We start from the raw sequence: 13,853 nt of genomic DNA on the forward strand, positions 1-13,853 counted from the left end.
GCCCGTTGAACGCGTCCTTCAGCCGGGAGAACAGGCCCTGCTGGCCGGGCTGGAACTGCCCCTGGGGCCGCTCCTCGCCGCGCAGCTTGGCCAGGTCGCGCAGCAGGCGCTCCTGTTCCGCGTCGAGCTTGCTCGGGGTGGTCACCTCGACGTGGACGATCAGGTCGCCCCGGCCGTTGCCCCTCAGGTGCGTCACGCCCCGGCCGTGCAGCGGGATGGACTGGCCGGACTGGGTCCCGGGCCGGATGTCGATCTCCTCCAGCCCGTCGAGGGTCTCCAGGGGGCACTTGGTGCCGAGGGCCGCCGCGGTCATGGGGATGGTCACCGTGCAGTGCAGGTCGTCGCCGCGCCGCTGGAAGACCGGGTGCGCGAGTTCGTGGATCTCCACGTACAGGTCGCCCGCAGGGCCGCCGCCCGGGCCGACCTCGCCCTCGCCGGCGAGCTGGATGCGGGTGCCGTTGTCGACGCCCGCGGGGATCTTCACCGTCAGCGTGCGGCGCGAGCGGACCCGGCCGTCGCCCGCGCACTCGGGGCAGGGCGTGGGGACGACCGTGCCGAAGCCCTGGCACTGCGGGCAGGGCCGGGAGGTCATGACCTGGCCCAGGAAGGACCGCGTCACCTGGGAGACCTCGCCCCGGCCGCGGCACATGTCGCAGGTCTGCGCCGAGGTGCCGGGGGCGGCGCCCTCGCCGGAGCAGCCGTTGCAGACCACGGCCGTGTCGACCTGGATGTCCTTGGTGGTGCCGAAGGCGGCCTCGCCGAGCTCGACCTCCAGCCGGATCATGGCGTCCTGGCCCCGGCGGGTCCGCGAGCGCGGGCCGCGCTGCGAGGCCGTGCCGAAGAAGGCGTCCATGATGTCGGAGAAGTTGCCGAAACCGCCCGCTCCGAAGCCGCCGGCGCCCCCGCCGCCCGCCTGGGAGAGGGGGTCGCCGCCGAGGTCGTAGACCTGCTTCTTCTGCGGGTCCGACAGCACCTCGTAGGCGGCGTTGATCTCCTTGAAGCGCTCCTGCGTCTTCGGGTCCGGGTTCACGTCCGGATGCAGCTCGCGGGCGAGGCGGCGGAACGCCTTCTTGATCTCGTCCTGCGATGCGTCGCGGCGCACGCCGAGTACGGCGTAGTAGTCCGTGGCCACTTACGACTCCGCCAGGATCTGTCCGACGTAACGTGCCACTGCGCGTACCGCTCCCATCGTTCCGGGGTAGTCCATGCGGGTCGGTCCGACCACGCCGAGTTTGGCGACTGCTTCGCCGCCCGAACCGTAACCGACCGAGACGACGGATGTGGAGTTCAGCCCCTCGTGGGCGTTCTCATGCCCGATCCTCACCGTCACGCCCGATTCCTTGGCCTCGCCGAGCAGCTTGAGCAGCACCATGTGCTCCTCCAGCGCCTCCAGCACCGGCCTGATGGTCAGGGGGAAGTCGTGTCCGAAGCGGGTCAGATTGGCGGTGCCGCCGATCACGAGCCGCTCCTCGGTCTCCTCGACCAGTGTCTCCAGCAGCGTCGCGAGGACGGTGGAGACGGTGGCCCGGTCCTCCGCGTCGAAGGACTCGGGCAGATCCTGCACCAGCTGCGGCACGTCGGTGAAACGGCGGCCGACGACACGGCTGTTGAGCCGGGCGCGCAGATCGGCGAGCGCGGTCTCCCCGAAGGGCGCGGGGCAGTCGACCATCCGCTGCTCGACGCGGCCCGTGTCGGTGATGAGCACGAGCATCAGCCGGGCCGGCGCCAGTGAGAGCAGTTCCACATGCCGCACCGTCGAGCGGGTCAGCGAGGGGTACTGCACCACGGCGACCTGCCGGGTCAGCTGCGCGAGCAGGCGGACGGTCCTGCCGACGACGTCGTCGAGGTCGACCGCGCCGTCGAGGAAGCTCTGGATGGCCCGGCGCTCCGCGGCGGACAGCGGCTTCACCCCGGCGAGCCGGTCGACGAACAGCCGGTAGCCCTTGTCCGTGGGGATGCGCCCGGCGCTGGTGTGGGGCTGGGCGATGAAGCCCTCCTCCTCCAGCACGGCCATGTCGTTGCGCACCGTGGCCGGGGACACACCGAGCCGGTGGCGCTCGGTCAGCGCCTTGGAGCCGACCGGTTCCTCGGTGCCGACGTAGTCCTGGACGATGGCGCGCAGCACCTCCAGCCGCCGTTCGCTGAGCATTCCGCGCACCTCCAGCTGCGTTTCGTCGGTCCTCGGTGTGTGGTCTGGCACTCGGTGGACCCGAGTGCCAGGGGTCCCCGGCCAGTGTACGGCCGACGGGTACGCCCGTAGCAAGGGCGGCAACCGACCGAACGGGCCGCGCCCGTGGCCGGGCGGCCCTTCGCGTACTCCCCCTCCGGCCCCGGACCCGGTCCGCGGCGGGCGGTGCGCGGTAGCGTCCGGGCATGGACGTGGCGTGGGAGGAACAGGGCTGGGAGCGGCTCGGCGAGGGCGTCGGGCGGCGCAGGATGCCGGTGTGGGACGCGACCGTGGGCCTCGTGGTGGGCGAGCGGGGGGCGCTGCTGTTCGACACCGGCTCCACCCTCCGCGAGGGGGCCGGGGTGCGGCGGCAGGCGGAGGCCCTGCTGGGAGGCGGGCGCGGGGTGACGCACATCGCACTGAGCCACCCCCACTTCGACCATGTGCTCGGTACGGCCGCCTTCCCCCGCGCCGAGGTGTACGCGGCTGCGGGGCCCGGTCTGCCGCCGGGCCCGGACCGGGACGCCCTGCGCGAGGACGCGGTGCGCCACGGGGTCGCACGTGCCGAGGCCGCCGAGGCCGCGGCGGCCCTGCGGGGCCCGGACCGCGAGGTGGCCGGCGAGCTGGCCCTGGACCTGGGCGGGCGGACGGTGGTGCTGTCCGACGCCGGGCCCGGCCACACCGCCCGCGATCTGGTCCTGCTGGTCGCGGGCCCGGCCCCGGTCGTGTTCTGCGGTGACCTGGTCGAGGAGTCCGGCCCGCCGCAGGCCGGTCCGGACGCCGTCCCCGCGCGCTGGCCGGACGCACTCGACCGCCTGCTCCGCCTGGGCGGCGGGGAGGCGGTGTACGTGCCGGGCCACGGGGCGGCGGTGGACGCGGCGTTCGTCCGGGCGCAGCGGGGCGAACTGGCGGCGCGCTTCGGCGTGTCGTGAACAGGGCCGCCCGTATCGTCCTCCGATATGCGCAGCTACAGTCCTGATCTCACGCCGCCCTGGAAGCGTTCCGCCGCCGTGCCGGAGGTTCCGGCCGAGCCCGGCCTGGTCGTCGAGGAGCCCTCCACCGGCTTCTGCGGGGCGGTGGTCGGCTGCGAGGCGGGCACCGTGACCCTGGAGGACCGGTTCGGCAAGCACCGCGCCTTCCCGCTGGCGCCGCGCGGCTTCCTCCTGGAGGGCCGGGCGGTGACGCTCGTGCGCCCCTCCTCCGGTGCCCCGGCCGCGCCGTCGCGGACGGCCTCCGGGTCGCTGGCCGTGCCCGGTGCCCGGGCCCGGGTCGCCCGCGCCGGGCGGATCTACGTCGAGGGCCGCCACGACGCGGAACTGGTCGAGCGGGTCTGGGGCGAGGACCTGCGCATCGAGGGCGTGGTCGTGGAGTACCTGGAGGGCGTGGACGACCTGCCCTCGGTGGTCGAGGAGTTCGGGCCGGGCCCGGACGCACGTCTGGGCGTGCTGGTGGACCACCTGGTCCGGGGGTCGAAGGAGTCGCGGATCGCGGCGTCGGTGGAGGATCCGCACGTGCTGGTGGTGGGCCATCCGTACATCGACGTGTGGGAGGCGGTGAAGCCCTCCTCCCTCGGCATCCCGGCCTGGCCCTCGGTGCCGCGGGGCCAGGACTGGAAGACGGGCGTCTGCCGCGCGCTGGGCTGGCCCGGGAACACCGGTGCCGCCTGGCGGCACATCCTGTCCCGGGTGCACTCCTACCGGGACCTGGAGCCGGCGCTGCTGGGCCGGGTGGAGGAGCTGATCGACTTCGTCACGGAGCCCGGCTCCCGGGCGGGCTGACCCGCAGGCGCGCGTTCACGCGGCCGACGGCGGGGCCGCCGCGTGCGGTGCGGCTGCGGCGTCCGGTGCGTGCGGCCGCGCGGCGGAGGGGGGCGGGACCGGCGGGCCGTCCCCGCGGCGGGGCCCGGACCGGCGGCCGGTCCGGGCCCCGTCGCCGGGTCAGTCCACCAGGTCCCGGACGACGGCGTCCGCCAGCAGGCGGCCGCGCAGCGTCAGCGCGGCCCGGCCCTGCCCGTAGGGCCCGGGCCTCAGCAGGCCGTCCGCGAGGGCACGGCGGGCGGCCGCGAGGCCGGCCTCGCGCAGCAGGTCAAGCGGCACGCCGTCCCGCAGGCGCAGCTCCAGCAGGATCCGCTCCACGCGCCGGTCCTCCGCGCCCAGGACCTCGCGGCCCGCGCCCGGCGAGCGGCCCTCGGCGAGGGCGGCGGCGTAGGCGCCGGGGTGCTTGGCGTTCCACCACCGCACACCTCCGACGTGGCTGTGCGCCCCGGGCCCGGCGCCCCACCAGTCGGCGCCGCGCCAGTACAGCTCGTTGTGCAGGCAGCGGGCCGCGTCCGAGGCGGCCCAGTTGGAGACCTCGTACCAGTGGAGACCCGCGGCGCCGAGGACCTCGTCCGCGATGAGGTACCGGTCGGCGTGGACGTCGTCGTCGGTCATCGGGACCTCGCCGCGCCGGATGCGGCGGGCCAGCTGCGTGCCCTCCTCGACGATCAGCGCGTAGGCCGACACATGGTCGGGCCCGGCGCCGACGGCCGCCTCCAGGGAGGCCCGCCAGTCGTCGTCGCTCTCCCCCGGGGTGCCGTAGATCAGGTCGAGGTTCACGTGGTCGAAGCCCGCGGCCCGGGCCTCGGCCACACAGGCCTCGGGCCTGCCGGGGGTGTGGGTGCGGTCCAGCACGCTGAGGACGTGCCGCCGCGCGCTCTGCATGCCGAAGGAGATCCGGTTGAAGCCGCCCTCGCGCAGGGCCGCGAGGTAGGCGGGGTCGACCGACTCCGGGTTGGCCTCGGTGGTGACCTCCGCGTCGTCGGCCAGGCCGAACTCCTGGCGGACCGCGTCGAGCATCCGCACCAGGTCCTGCGCCGCGAGGAGCGTCGGGGTGCCGCCGCCGACGAAGACCGTCCGCACCGCGCGGGGGTCGTCGCCGAGTACCTTGCGGGCGAGCCGGACCTCCTCGGCGAGGGTCCCCGCGTAGTTGTCGCGGGAGGCCAGCACGCCGCCGGAGCCGCGCAGCTCGGTGGCGGTGTAGGTGTTGAAGTCGCAGTAGCCGCAGCGGGTCGCGCAGTAGGGCACGTGCAGGTAGAAGGCGAGCGGTCGGCTGCCCGCGGAGTCGAGGGCGGACGCGGGGAGCGCGCCGTCGTCGGGCACGGGCTCGCCGTCGGGCAGTACGGAAGGCATGGCCCCATTGTCCGTCACCGGGCGGGGGCCCTGGTCCGGCGAGCGCGGGCCCGCCTCCCGGCCCCCGGGCGCGCCGCTACCCGTGCTCCGGCGCCGGTCCGCCCGGCGGTCCGTCCGCGTGGGCGTCCGCCGGTCCGGCGGGGCCGGGCTGGAGGACCAGGAGCGCCAGGTCGTCGCCCGGGGGCGTCGGCGCGAACCCGTGCACCGCGGTCCTGATCCGCTCGGCCACTCCCCGGGCGGACAGGCCGGCGCATTCCGCGAGCAGGACGGCCAGTCCGTCCTCGTCGTCGAACATCCGGGCCCCGAAGCGCCGCTCGGTGACCCCGTCGGTGACGCACAGCAGCGTCTCGCCGGGGCCGAGGTCGAAGGTGGTGCTGCCGTACGCCACGTCCTCGACCACCCCGAGGAGCACCTGCGGCTCGCCGACGGCCGAGACCTCCCCGTCGGGGCGCAGCAGCAGCGGCAGCGGGTGCCCGGCGCTCGCCAGCGTGCAGCGCACGCCGCCGGAGCCGTCCGGGGCCGGCACGACCTCACCGTAGAGCAGGGACAGGAAGCGGGAGGGCTGGCCGTCGGCGAGGCCCGCGCCGTGCCCGCCGGTGGCGTAGAGGGCGGCCGCCTCCGCGGCCTCCATGGCGTCGTCGAGGAGCAGTCCGTTGAGCCGGTCCAGCACCTGTCCGACCTGGTAGCCCTCACGGGCGAGCAGGCGCAGCCAGGGCCGGGCGAGGCCGGTGACGACGGCCGCCTCGGGGCCGCTGCCCTGGACGTCGCCGAGGGCGAAGCACCAGCGGTCGCCGGACCCGGCGGGGAACACGTCGTAGAAGTCGCCGCCGACCACGCCGTCGCCGCTGGGCTCGTAGACGAGGCAGGTGTCGACCCCGGGGATGCGGCCCACCTTGCTCGGCAGCAGGCCCCGCTGGAGCACGCGGCTGATGGTGGCCTGCCGGGTGTACTCGCGGGCCGCGCTGACGGCCAGGGCGACCCGCCGGGTGAAGTCCTCGACCAGCGAGGTCACCTCGTCGGGCAGCCGGGCGCCGCCCTCGCGGCCCACCAGGAGGACGCCGAGCCCCCGGTTGCCGACCGCGAGCCGGTAGGCCACCGCGGCCCCGGAGCCCGGCGGGCCGGGCCAGGGGACGGACAGGGGCATGCCCGAGCCGGGTGCCGGCGCAGCCGGGGCGGCTGCGGCGAGCTGCTCCCTCAACTGCTCGACGGCCGCCTCGTCGCGGTGCCAGACGCCGGTGAGCCGCGGCGGGGGCGCGGTGCGCCCGCCCGCCTGCGGGGCGTGCGCCCCGCCCTCGGCGTCGAGCCAGACGGCGCACCAGTCGGCGAGGCGGGGCACCAGCAGCTGGCCGGCGAGGGCGGCGGCCCTGTCCTCGTCGAGCTGACCGGCGAGGAGGTCGGACGCCTCGGCCAGGAAGGAGGCGGCGCCGCCGCGGGCCAGCCAGTCCCACTCCTCGCGGGCCTGGGCCGGGAGGGCGCCCGCGGCCTGCTCCCGGTCGGGGGCGCCGGAGGCCGCCCGGCCGCCGTCCGCGGTGCGGAGGCGGGCGCCGCGCCCGTCCAGCGGCAGCCGGGCCCAGACGGTCTTGAGCGCGGCGCGGTAGGTGATGCCCCAGCGCTCGGCGAGGGCCGCGACCAGGTGCAGTCCGCGGCCGTAGTCCGGGGTGCCCGACTGCTCGGAGCCGTGCGGGTGGCTGTGCACGGGCCGGTCGGGGTGGCGGTCGGACACCTCGACGACGAGGGCCGCGGGCTCGTCGCCGCAGGGCTCCTCGTAGCGGCACAGCAGCTCGGCCTCGGTGCCGGCGTGGACCACGGCGTTGGTCACCAGTTCCCCCGCGACGAGGGCCGCGTCCTCGGCGAGCCGTTCCGGGCAGGGCACCCCGGGCGGGCAGCCGCCCTCCCGGGCGGCGCAGACGGGGCAGGCGTCGAGCAGGCCCAGCGCCTCCCAGTCGGCCACCGCGGCCCGCACCAGGCGGCGTGCGGTGCCGGGCGCCAGCAGGCTCCCGGGCAGGCTGACGCGCACGCCGTCGGCCCGGGGGTCGGACCAGCCGGGCGACATGGACGCCGAGCGGTTGGCGGTGTCTCGCTGCAACGGAATGGACCCCACGTGCGGCTCCTGGTCGGTGCTGTTGTGCGCCGCTGATGACACCGACAGGGTGACAGACCGAGCGTGCCCATACGCACGGAGTCACTGAACTGGCCGAGGAGTTTCGCATCGCCCCAGGTCCCAGGCCGGGGCAGGAGGGCCCGCGCACGCGGGTGGCGGGGGGCGCGCGGGGCGGCGGACCGCGGGCGGGCACCCGGCTTGGCCGCTGCCCGGGGCGGCCGACGGCGCGCCGGGCTCACGCGCGTGCGCCCCCCTCCGCCCGGCGCCGGCGGAGCGGAAGGGGGGCGGCCCGGGGGCGGGCGGTCAGCCCTCGCGCGAGCCCGCGTACATGTCGTCGATGAGCTCCTTGTACTCGCGCTCCACGACCGGGCGCTTCAGCTTCAGGCTGGGCGTCAGCTCGCCGTGCTCGATGTCGAGGTCGCGGGGCAGCAGCCGGAACTTCTTGATCGTCTGCCAGCGCTGGAGGCCCTCGTTCAGCCGCTGCACGTAGCCGTCGACCAGCTGCTCGGTCTGCGGGGCGGCGACGACCTCGGCGTAGCTCCTGCCCTCCAGCCCGTTCTCGGCGGCCCAGCCGAGGATCGCGGCCTCGTCCAGGGCGATCAGCGCGGTGCAGAAGTTCCGGTCGGCGCCGTGCACGAGGATGTTCGAGACGAACGGGCAGACGGCCTTGAACTGGCCCTCCACCTCGGCGGGGGCGATGTACTTGCCGCCCGACGTCTTGATCAGGTCCTTCTTGCGGTCGGTGATCCGCAGGTAGCCGTCGGGGGAGAGCTCGCCGATGTCGCCGGTGTGGAACCAGCCGTCGGACTCCAGGACCTCCGCGGTCTTCTCGGGCAGCCCGTGGTAGCCCTCCATGATGCCGGGGCCGCGGAGCAGGATCTCCCCGTCGTCCGCGATGCGCACCTCGCAACCGGGCAGCGGCTTGCCGACGGTTCCGGTGCGGTAGGCCTCGCCCGGGTTGACGAAGGAGGCGGCGCTGGACTCGGTGAGGCCGTAGCCCTCCAGGATGTGGATGCCGGCCCCGGCGAAGAAGAAGCCGATGTCGGGGGCGAGCGCGGCGGAGCCGGAGATGGCCGCCCGCAGCCGTCCGCCGAAGGCCTCGCGGAGCTTGGCGTAGACGAGCGCGTCGGCGACCTTGTGCCGGGCCGTCAGGCCGAAGGGGGCCGAGGCCCTGCCGGTGCGGCGGAAGGCGTCCTGGGTGGTCTTCGCGTACTCGCGGGAGACCCCGGCGGCCCACTGGAAGATCTTGTACTTGGCCGCGCCTCCGGCCCGGGCCTTGGCGGCGACCCCGTTGTAGACCTTCTCGAAGATCCGGGGGACGGCGGCCATGTAGGTGGGCTGGACCACCGGGAGGTTCTCGATGATCTTGTCGACGCGGCCGTCGACGGCCGTGACGTGGCCGACCTCGATCTGGCCGGAGGTGAGCACCTTGCCGAAGACGTGGGCGAGGGGCAGCCAGAGGTACTGGACGTCGTCCTTGGTGATCAGGCCGGTGGAGGCGAGGGCCTTGGCCATGTAGGACCAGTTGTCGTGCGGCAGGCGGACGCCCTTGGGGCGGCCCGTGGTGCCCGAGGTGTAGATGAGGGTGGCGAGCTGGTCGGCGGTGATGGCCGCGACGCGCTCCTTGACGGCCTCCGGGTGCTTCTCCAGATAGGCGGCGCCGCGGACCTCGAGGTCCGCGAGGCTGAGCACCCAGCCCTCCGGGTCACCGGGCTCCGCCTCGACGCCCGCGGGGTCGATGACGACGACGTGGGCGAGCGAGGGCAGCTCGGAGCGGCGCTCGCGCGCCTTGGCCAGCTGCGCGGCGTCCTCGGCGATCAGGACCCGGCTGGAGGAGTCGGCGAGGATGTAGGCGGACTCCTCGGCGTTGGTGGACGGGTAGACCGTGGTCGTGGCCCCGCCGGCGCACATCACGCCGAGGTCGCACAGGATCCACTCGACCCGGGTCGAGGAGGCCAGGGCGACGCGGTCCTCGGCGGCGACGCCGAGGTCGATCAGCCCGGCGGCGATGGCGTACACCCGCTCGGCGGCCTGGCCCCAGCTCAGGGACTTCCAGTCGTCGGGTCCCGACCCGGAGGGCGACGGGACGGGGTAGCGGTACGCCTCGGCGTCGGGCGTGGCCGCCACCCGCTCGGTGAACAGGGTCGCCACCGACGGCGGGCGGTTCTCGATCAAGGTCTGGGTTTCGCTCACGACGTCCTCCGGGCCTGCGGCAGCACTGCACGACTGGCTGGTTGTTTAACTGGCGAGTAACCATCGAGCCGTGATCAGGGTAGAGCGCGTTCCCTTGGCGCGTAAGAGCCTGCGCGTCGTGGCTTCATAACGAAAAGAGCGCAGGTCCGCCCGTCAGAGCAGCGGATGGCTGTCATGTACAAGCAAGCGAGAAGATCATCGGTGCAGGGGGTGCAGCCCTCCCCGAGGGCCGGGCCGCGCCCCCTGCACCGCAGGGGTCACTTCTTGCTCTTGCCGCCCTCGTCGCTGGAGAGCACGGCGATGAACGCCTCCTGCGGGACCTCCACGGAGCCGACCATCTTCATGCGCTTCTTGCCCTCCTTCTGCTTCTCGAGCAGCTTCCTCTTCCGCGAGATGTCACCGCCGTAGCACTTGGCCAGCACGTCCTTGCGGATGGCGCGGATGGTCTCGCGGGCGATGACCCGGGACCCGATGGCCGCCTGGACGGGGACCTCGAAGGCCTGCCGCGGGATGAGCTCCCTGAGCTTGGCGACCAGGCGCACACCGTAGGCGTACGCCTGATCCTTGTGGGTGATGGCGGAGAAGGCGTCGACCTTGTCGCCGTGGAGCAGGATGTCGACCTTGACGAGGCTGGAGGACTCCTCGCCGGTGGGCTCGTAGTCGAGCGAGGCGTAGCCGCGGGTCTTGGACTTCAGCTGGTCGAAGAAGTCGAAGACGATCTCCGCGAGGGGCAGGGTGTAGCGGATCTCGACCCGGTCCTCGGAGAGGTAGTCCATCCCCAGCATGGTGCCGCGGCGGCTCTGGCACAGCTCCATGATCGAGCCGATGAACTCGCTCGGCGCCAGGATCGTGGCGCGTACGACCGGCTCGAAGACCTCGCTGATCTTGCCCTCGGGGAACTCGCTCGGGTTGGTGACGGTGTGCTCGGTGCCGTCCTCCATCACCACCCGGTAGACGACGTTCGGCGCGGTGGCGATCAGATCGAGGCCGAACTCGCGCTCCAGGCGCTCCCGGATGACGTCCAGGTGCAGCAGGCCGAGGAAGCCGACGCGGAAACCGAAGCCGAGGGCGGCGGAGGTCTCGGGCTCGTAGACCAGTGCGGCGTCGTTGAGCTGGAGCTTGTCCAGCGCGTCGCGCAGCTCGGGGTAGTCCGAGCCGTCGAGCGGGTACAGGCCCGAGAACACCATGGGCTTGGGGTCCTTGTACCCCCCGAGCGGCTCGGTGGCTCCCTTGGACTGCTGGGTGATCGTGTCACCGACCTTGGACTGGCGGACGTCCTTCACACCGGTGATGAGGTAGCCCACCTCTCCGACGCCCAGACCGTCGGAGGGAAGCATCTCGGGCGAGTTGGTACCGATCTCCAGCAGCTCGTGGGTGGCGCCGGTGGACATCATCCTGATGCGCTCGCGCTTGCCGAGCTGCCCGTCGACCACCCGGACGTAGGTCACGACACCGCGGTAGGAGTCGTAGACCGAGTCGAAGATCATCGCGCGGGCCGGGGCGTCGGCGACGCCCACCGGGGCGGGGACCTCGCGCACCACCCGGTCGAGCAGGGCCTCGACGCCCAGGCCGGTCTTGGCGGAGACGCGCAGCACGTCGTCGGGCTCGCAGCCGACCAGGTTCGCCAGCTCCTCGGCGAACTTCTCCGGCTGGGCGGCCGGAAGGTCGATCTTGTTGAGCACCGGCACGATGGCGAGGTCGTTCTCCATCGCGAGGTAGAGGTTGGCCAGAGTCTGCGCCTCGATGCCCTGGGCGGCGTCCACCAGCAGGATGGTGCCCTCGCAGGCGGCCAGGGAGCGGGACACCTCGTAGGTGAAGTCGACGTGGCCCGGGGTGTCGATCATGTTGAGGATGTGGGTCCGGCCCTGGCCCTCGCCCTCGGTGGGGGCCCACGGCAGACGCACCGCCTGGGACTTGATCGTGATGCCGCGTTCGCGCTCGATGTCCATCCGGTCGAGGTACTGGGCACGCATCTGCCGCTGCTCGACCACCCCGGTGAGCTGGAGCATCCGGTCGGCAAGCGTCGACTTGCCGTGGTCGATGTGCGCGATGATGCAGAAGTTGCGGATCAGCGCCGGGTCGGTACGACTCGGCTCGGGCACGTGGGAAGGAGTCGCGGGCACGCAGGGTCCTGATTCTCTGGCAGACGCCGGGTCGGTGAGACCCGCCTCGGGTCGATGTCGGATCGATACGCAGGCTCCATCGTCCCACGGGTGCGGGACTGCGCCCGGTTTGGGCCGTCCGCGAGGCGGCTGCTAGCCTGGGCAGCTGTGTCTCGTGCCTCCGGGCCCGGGACGCACGCAATGAGATCATCCGGTTCCCCTCGCAGCTCGCGGTGGGAGCGAACCCAGATAAGGGCTCACTTCGTGGCGAACATCAAGTCCCAGATCAAGCGGAACAAGACGAACGAGAAGGCGCGCCTGCGCAACAAGGCCGTCAAGTCGTCCCTCAAGACCGCGATCCGCAAGGCCCGCGAGGCCGTCGCCGCCGGCGACGTCGAGAAGGCCACCGTCGCCGCCCGCGCCGCGTCGCGCGAGCTCGACAAGGCCGTCTCGAAGGGGGTCATCCACAAGAACGCCGCCGCCAACAAGAAGTCGGCGCTGGCCTCTCGTGTCTCCTCCCTGCAGGGCTGAGCAGAGCATCTGAACTGACCGCCGTCGGGGGTCCAGCGGGCCCTCTCATCCGCTCCCGGACGGCACCCCTCGCGCCGCACGCGGCCTGCGTTCGCCACGCGGGTGCGGCGCACCGAGCTTGACGCCGAGGCCCCGGTGGCCGTCCTTCCCCAGGACGTCCGCCGGGGCCTCGGCCGTTCCCGTGCCGGGCCGCTGCTCCCGGGGCTGCCCCGGCGGTGCGGCGGTGCGGCGGTGCGGCGGTGCGGCGGTGCGGCGGTGCGGCGGTGCGGCGGTGGGAGGTTCAGCCGCGGCGGGAGGTTCAGCCGCGGCGGGAGCGGGCCGCCCCGGCGATCGCCACGACCGCCCTCTCCAACGCGTACTCGGGATCGTCTCCGCCGCCCTTGACGCCCGCGTCCGCCTCGGCGACGGCCCGCAGCGCGACGGAGACGCCGTCGGGGGTCCAGCCCCGCATCTGCTGGCGCACCCGGTCGATCTTCCACGGGGGCATGCCCAGCTCCCGGGCGAGATCGGCCGGACGTCCGCCCCGGGCGGTCAGCAGTTTGCCGATGGCGCGCACGCCCTGGGCGAGGGCGCTGGTGATCAGGACCGGCGCGACTCCGGTGGCCAGGGACCAGCGCAGCGCCTCCAGGGCCTCCGCCGCCCGCCCCTCGACCGCGCGGTCGGCGATGGTGAAGCTCGACGCCTCGGCACGGCCGGTGTAGTAGCGCCCCACGACGGCCTCGTCGACCGTGCCCTCCACGTCGGCCGCCAGCTGGGACACCGCGCCGGCCAGCTCCCGGAGATCGCTGCCGATCGCGTCCACCAGCGCCTGGCACGCCTCGGGGGTCGCCGACCTCCCCAGTGCCCGGAACTCCTGCCGGACGAAGGTGAGCCGCTCGGCGGGCTTGGTGGTCCTGGGGCAGGCCACCTCGCGCGCCCCCGCCTTGCGGGCGGCGTCCAGCAGACCCTTGCCCTTGGCCCCGCCGGGGTGGAGCAGCACCAGGGTGATCTCCTCGGCCGGGGCACCGAGGTACGCCTTGACGTCCTTGATCGTGTCCGCCGAGAGGTCCTGCGCGTTGCGGACGACCACCACCTTGCGCTCGGCGAAGAGCGAGGGACTGGTCAGCTCGGCGAGGGTGCCCGGCTGGAGCTGGTCCGCGGTGAGGTCGCGGACGTCGGTGTCGGCGTCCGCCGCACGGGCTGCCGCGACGACCTGCTGCACGGCGCGGTCCAGCAGCAGGTCCTCCTGCCCCACGGCAAGGGTGACGGAGGCGAGCGGATCGTCGGTCGAAGTGTTCCTGGCCATCACCGCCAAGCATCCCACGCACCACCGACAGCCCCTGCGCGGAGCCGTCCGCCGGTGGGGCGGGCGGCAGTCAGGGGGCTTCGCGCCAGCCGTCCCAGCCCGCGACGAACGTGTCGAGCGCCGCGGAGTCCAGGGCGCCGTCCGGGTCCTCGACGACCACCAGCCACTGGGCGTCCTCGGCATCGTCCTCTCCGGCCAGGGCGTCCCGCACCAGCTGGGGCTCCTCACGGACCCCGAAGCGGTCGCCGAGGGCCTCGGCCACCTCCTCGGCGGCATCGCGGTCGGGCAGCACCAGCACATGTCT

General features: G+C 73.9%; 11 protein-coding genes. 3 read left to right on the top strand and 8 right to left on the bottom strand.

Going from position 1 to position 13,853, the window contains the following annotated elements; translation table 11 throughout:
- Together dnaJ and hrcA are read right to left on the bottom strand one after the other, a co-directional pair.
- The coding region (gene dnaJ, locus NPS70_RS28220) for a molecular chaperone DnaJ (protein WP_256527302.1) at nt 1–1,132 on the bottom strand (1,132 nt) is incomplete at its 3' end.
- Entirely contained in the window at nt 1,133–2,149 is a 1,017-nt protein-coding gene (gene hrcA, locus NPS70_RS28225; protein ID WP_256527303.1) for a heat-inducible transcriptional repressor HrcA, read from the bottom strand.
- Between the two features lie 224 nt (nt 2,150–2,373).
- Here hrcA and NPS70_RS28230 point away from each other — a divergent pair, with 224 nt between their 5' ends.
- Both NPS70_RS28230 and NPS70_RS28235 read left to right on the top strand, forming a co-directional pair.
- Nucleotides 2,374–3,099 (top strand): MBL fold metallo-hydrolase, encoded by a 726-nt coding sequence (locus NPS70_RS28230; RefSeq protein ID WP_256527304.1) that lies wholly within the window; start codon nt 2,374–2,376, stop codon nt 3,097–3,099.
- Between the two features lie 27 nt (nt 3,100–3,126).
- Nucleotides 3,127–3,945 carry a DUF3097 domain-containing protein gene (locus NPS70_RS28235; protein ID WP_256527305.1) on the top strand — a complete coding sequence of 273 codons (819 nt, stop codon included), beginning with the start codon at nt 3,127–3,129 and terminating at the stop codon, nt 3,943–3,945.
- A gap of 159 nt (nt 3,946–4,104) precedes the next feature.
- Here NPS70_RS28235 and hemW read toward each other — a convergent pair whose 3' ends face one another.
- From hemW to lepA, 4 genes are all read right to left on the bottom strand, one after another.
- The gene (hemW, locus tag NPS70_RS28240; protein WP_256527306.1) at nt 4,105–5,337 is read right to left on the bottom strand and encodes a radical SAM family heme chaperone HemW; all 1,233 of its coding nucleotides are present in this window, start codon (nt 5,335–5,337) and stop codon (nt 4,105–4,107) included.
- Between the two features lie 76 nt (nt 5,338–5,413).
- The gene (locus NPS70_RS28245; RefSeq protein WP_256527312.1) at nt 5,414–7,390 is read right to left on the bottom strand and encodes an ATP-binding SpoIIE family protein phosphatase; all 1,977 of its coding nucleotides are present in this window, start codon (nt 7,388–7,390) and stop codon (nt 5,414–5,416) included.
- 351 nt (nt 7,391–7,741) lie between these two features.
- The gene (locus NPS70_RS28250) at nt 7,742–9,631 is read right to left on the bottom strand and encodes a long-chain fatty acid--CoA ligase (protein ID WP_256527307.1); all 1,890 of its coding nucleotides are present in this window, start codon (nt 9,629–9,631) and stop codon (nt 7,742–7,744) included.
- Nucleotides 9,632–9,888: 257 nt separating this feature from the next.
- Complete coding sequence (lepA, locus tag NPS70_RS28255; protein ID WP_256527308.1) at nt 9,889–11,754, bottom strand: translation elongation factor 4; 1,866 nt, start codon at nt 11,752–11,754, stop codon at nt 9,889–9,891.
- 243 nt (nt 11,755–11,997) lie between these two features.
- Between lepA and rpsT the strand changes: the two genes are divergently transcribed.
- A complete protein-coding gene (gene rpsT, locus NPS70_RS28260; RefSeq protein WP_256527309.1) occupies nt 11,998–12,264 on the top strand; it encodes a 30S ribosomal protein S20 in 267 nt (88 codons plus the stop codon).
- A 298-nt stretch (nt 12,265–12,562) separates the two neighbouring features.
- Here the strand turns inward: rpsT and holA are convergent, their stop codons facing one another.
- A complete protein-coding gene (gene holA, locus NPS70_RS28265; protein WP_256527310.1) occupies nt 12,563–13,549 on the bottom strand; it encodes a DNA polymerase III subunit delta in 987 nt (328 codons plus the stop codon).
- A 70-nt stretch (nt 13,550–13,619) separates the two neighbouring features.
- The coding region (locus NPS70_RS28270; RefSeq protein ID WP_256527311.1) for a hypothetical protein at nt 13,620–13,853 on the bottom strand (234 nt) is incomplete at its 5' end.

Source organism: Streptomyces sp. C10-9-1, from assembly GCF_024497955.1.
GTDB classification, from domain to species: domain Bacteria; phylum Actinomycetota; class Actinomycetes; order Streptomycetales; family Streptomycetaceae; genus Streptomyces; species Streptomyces sanyensis.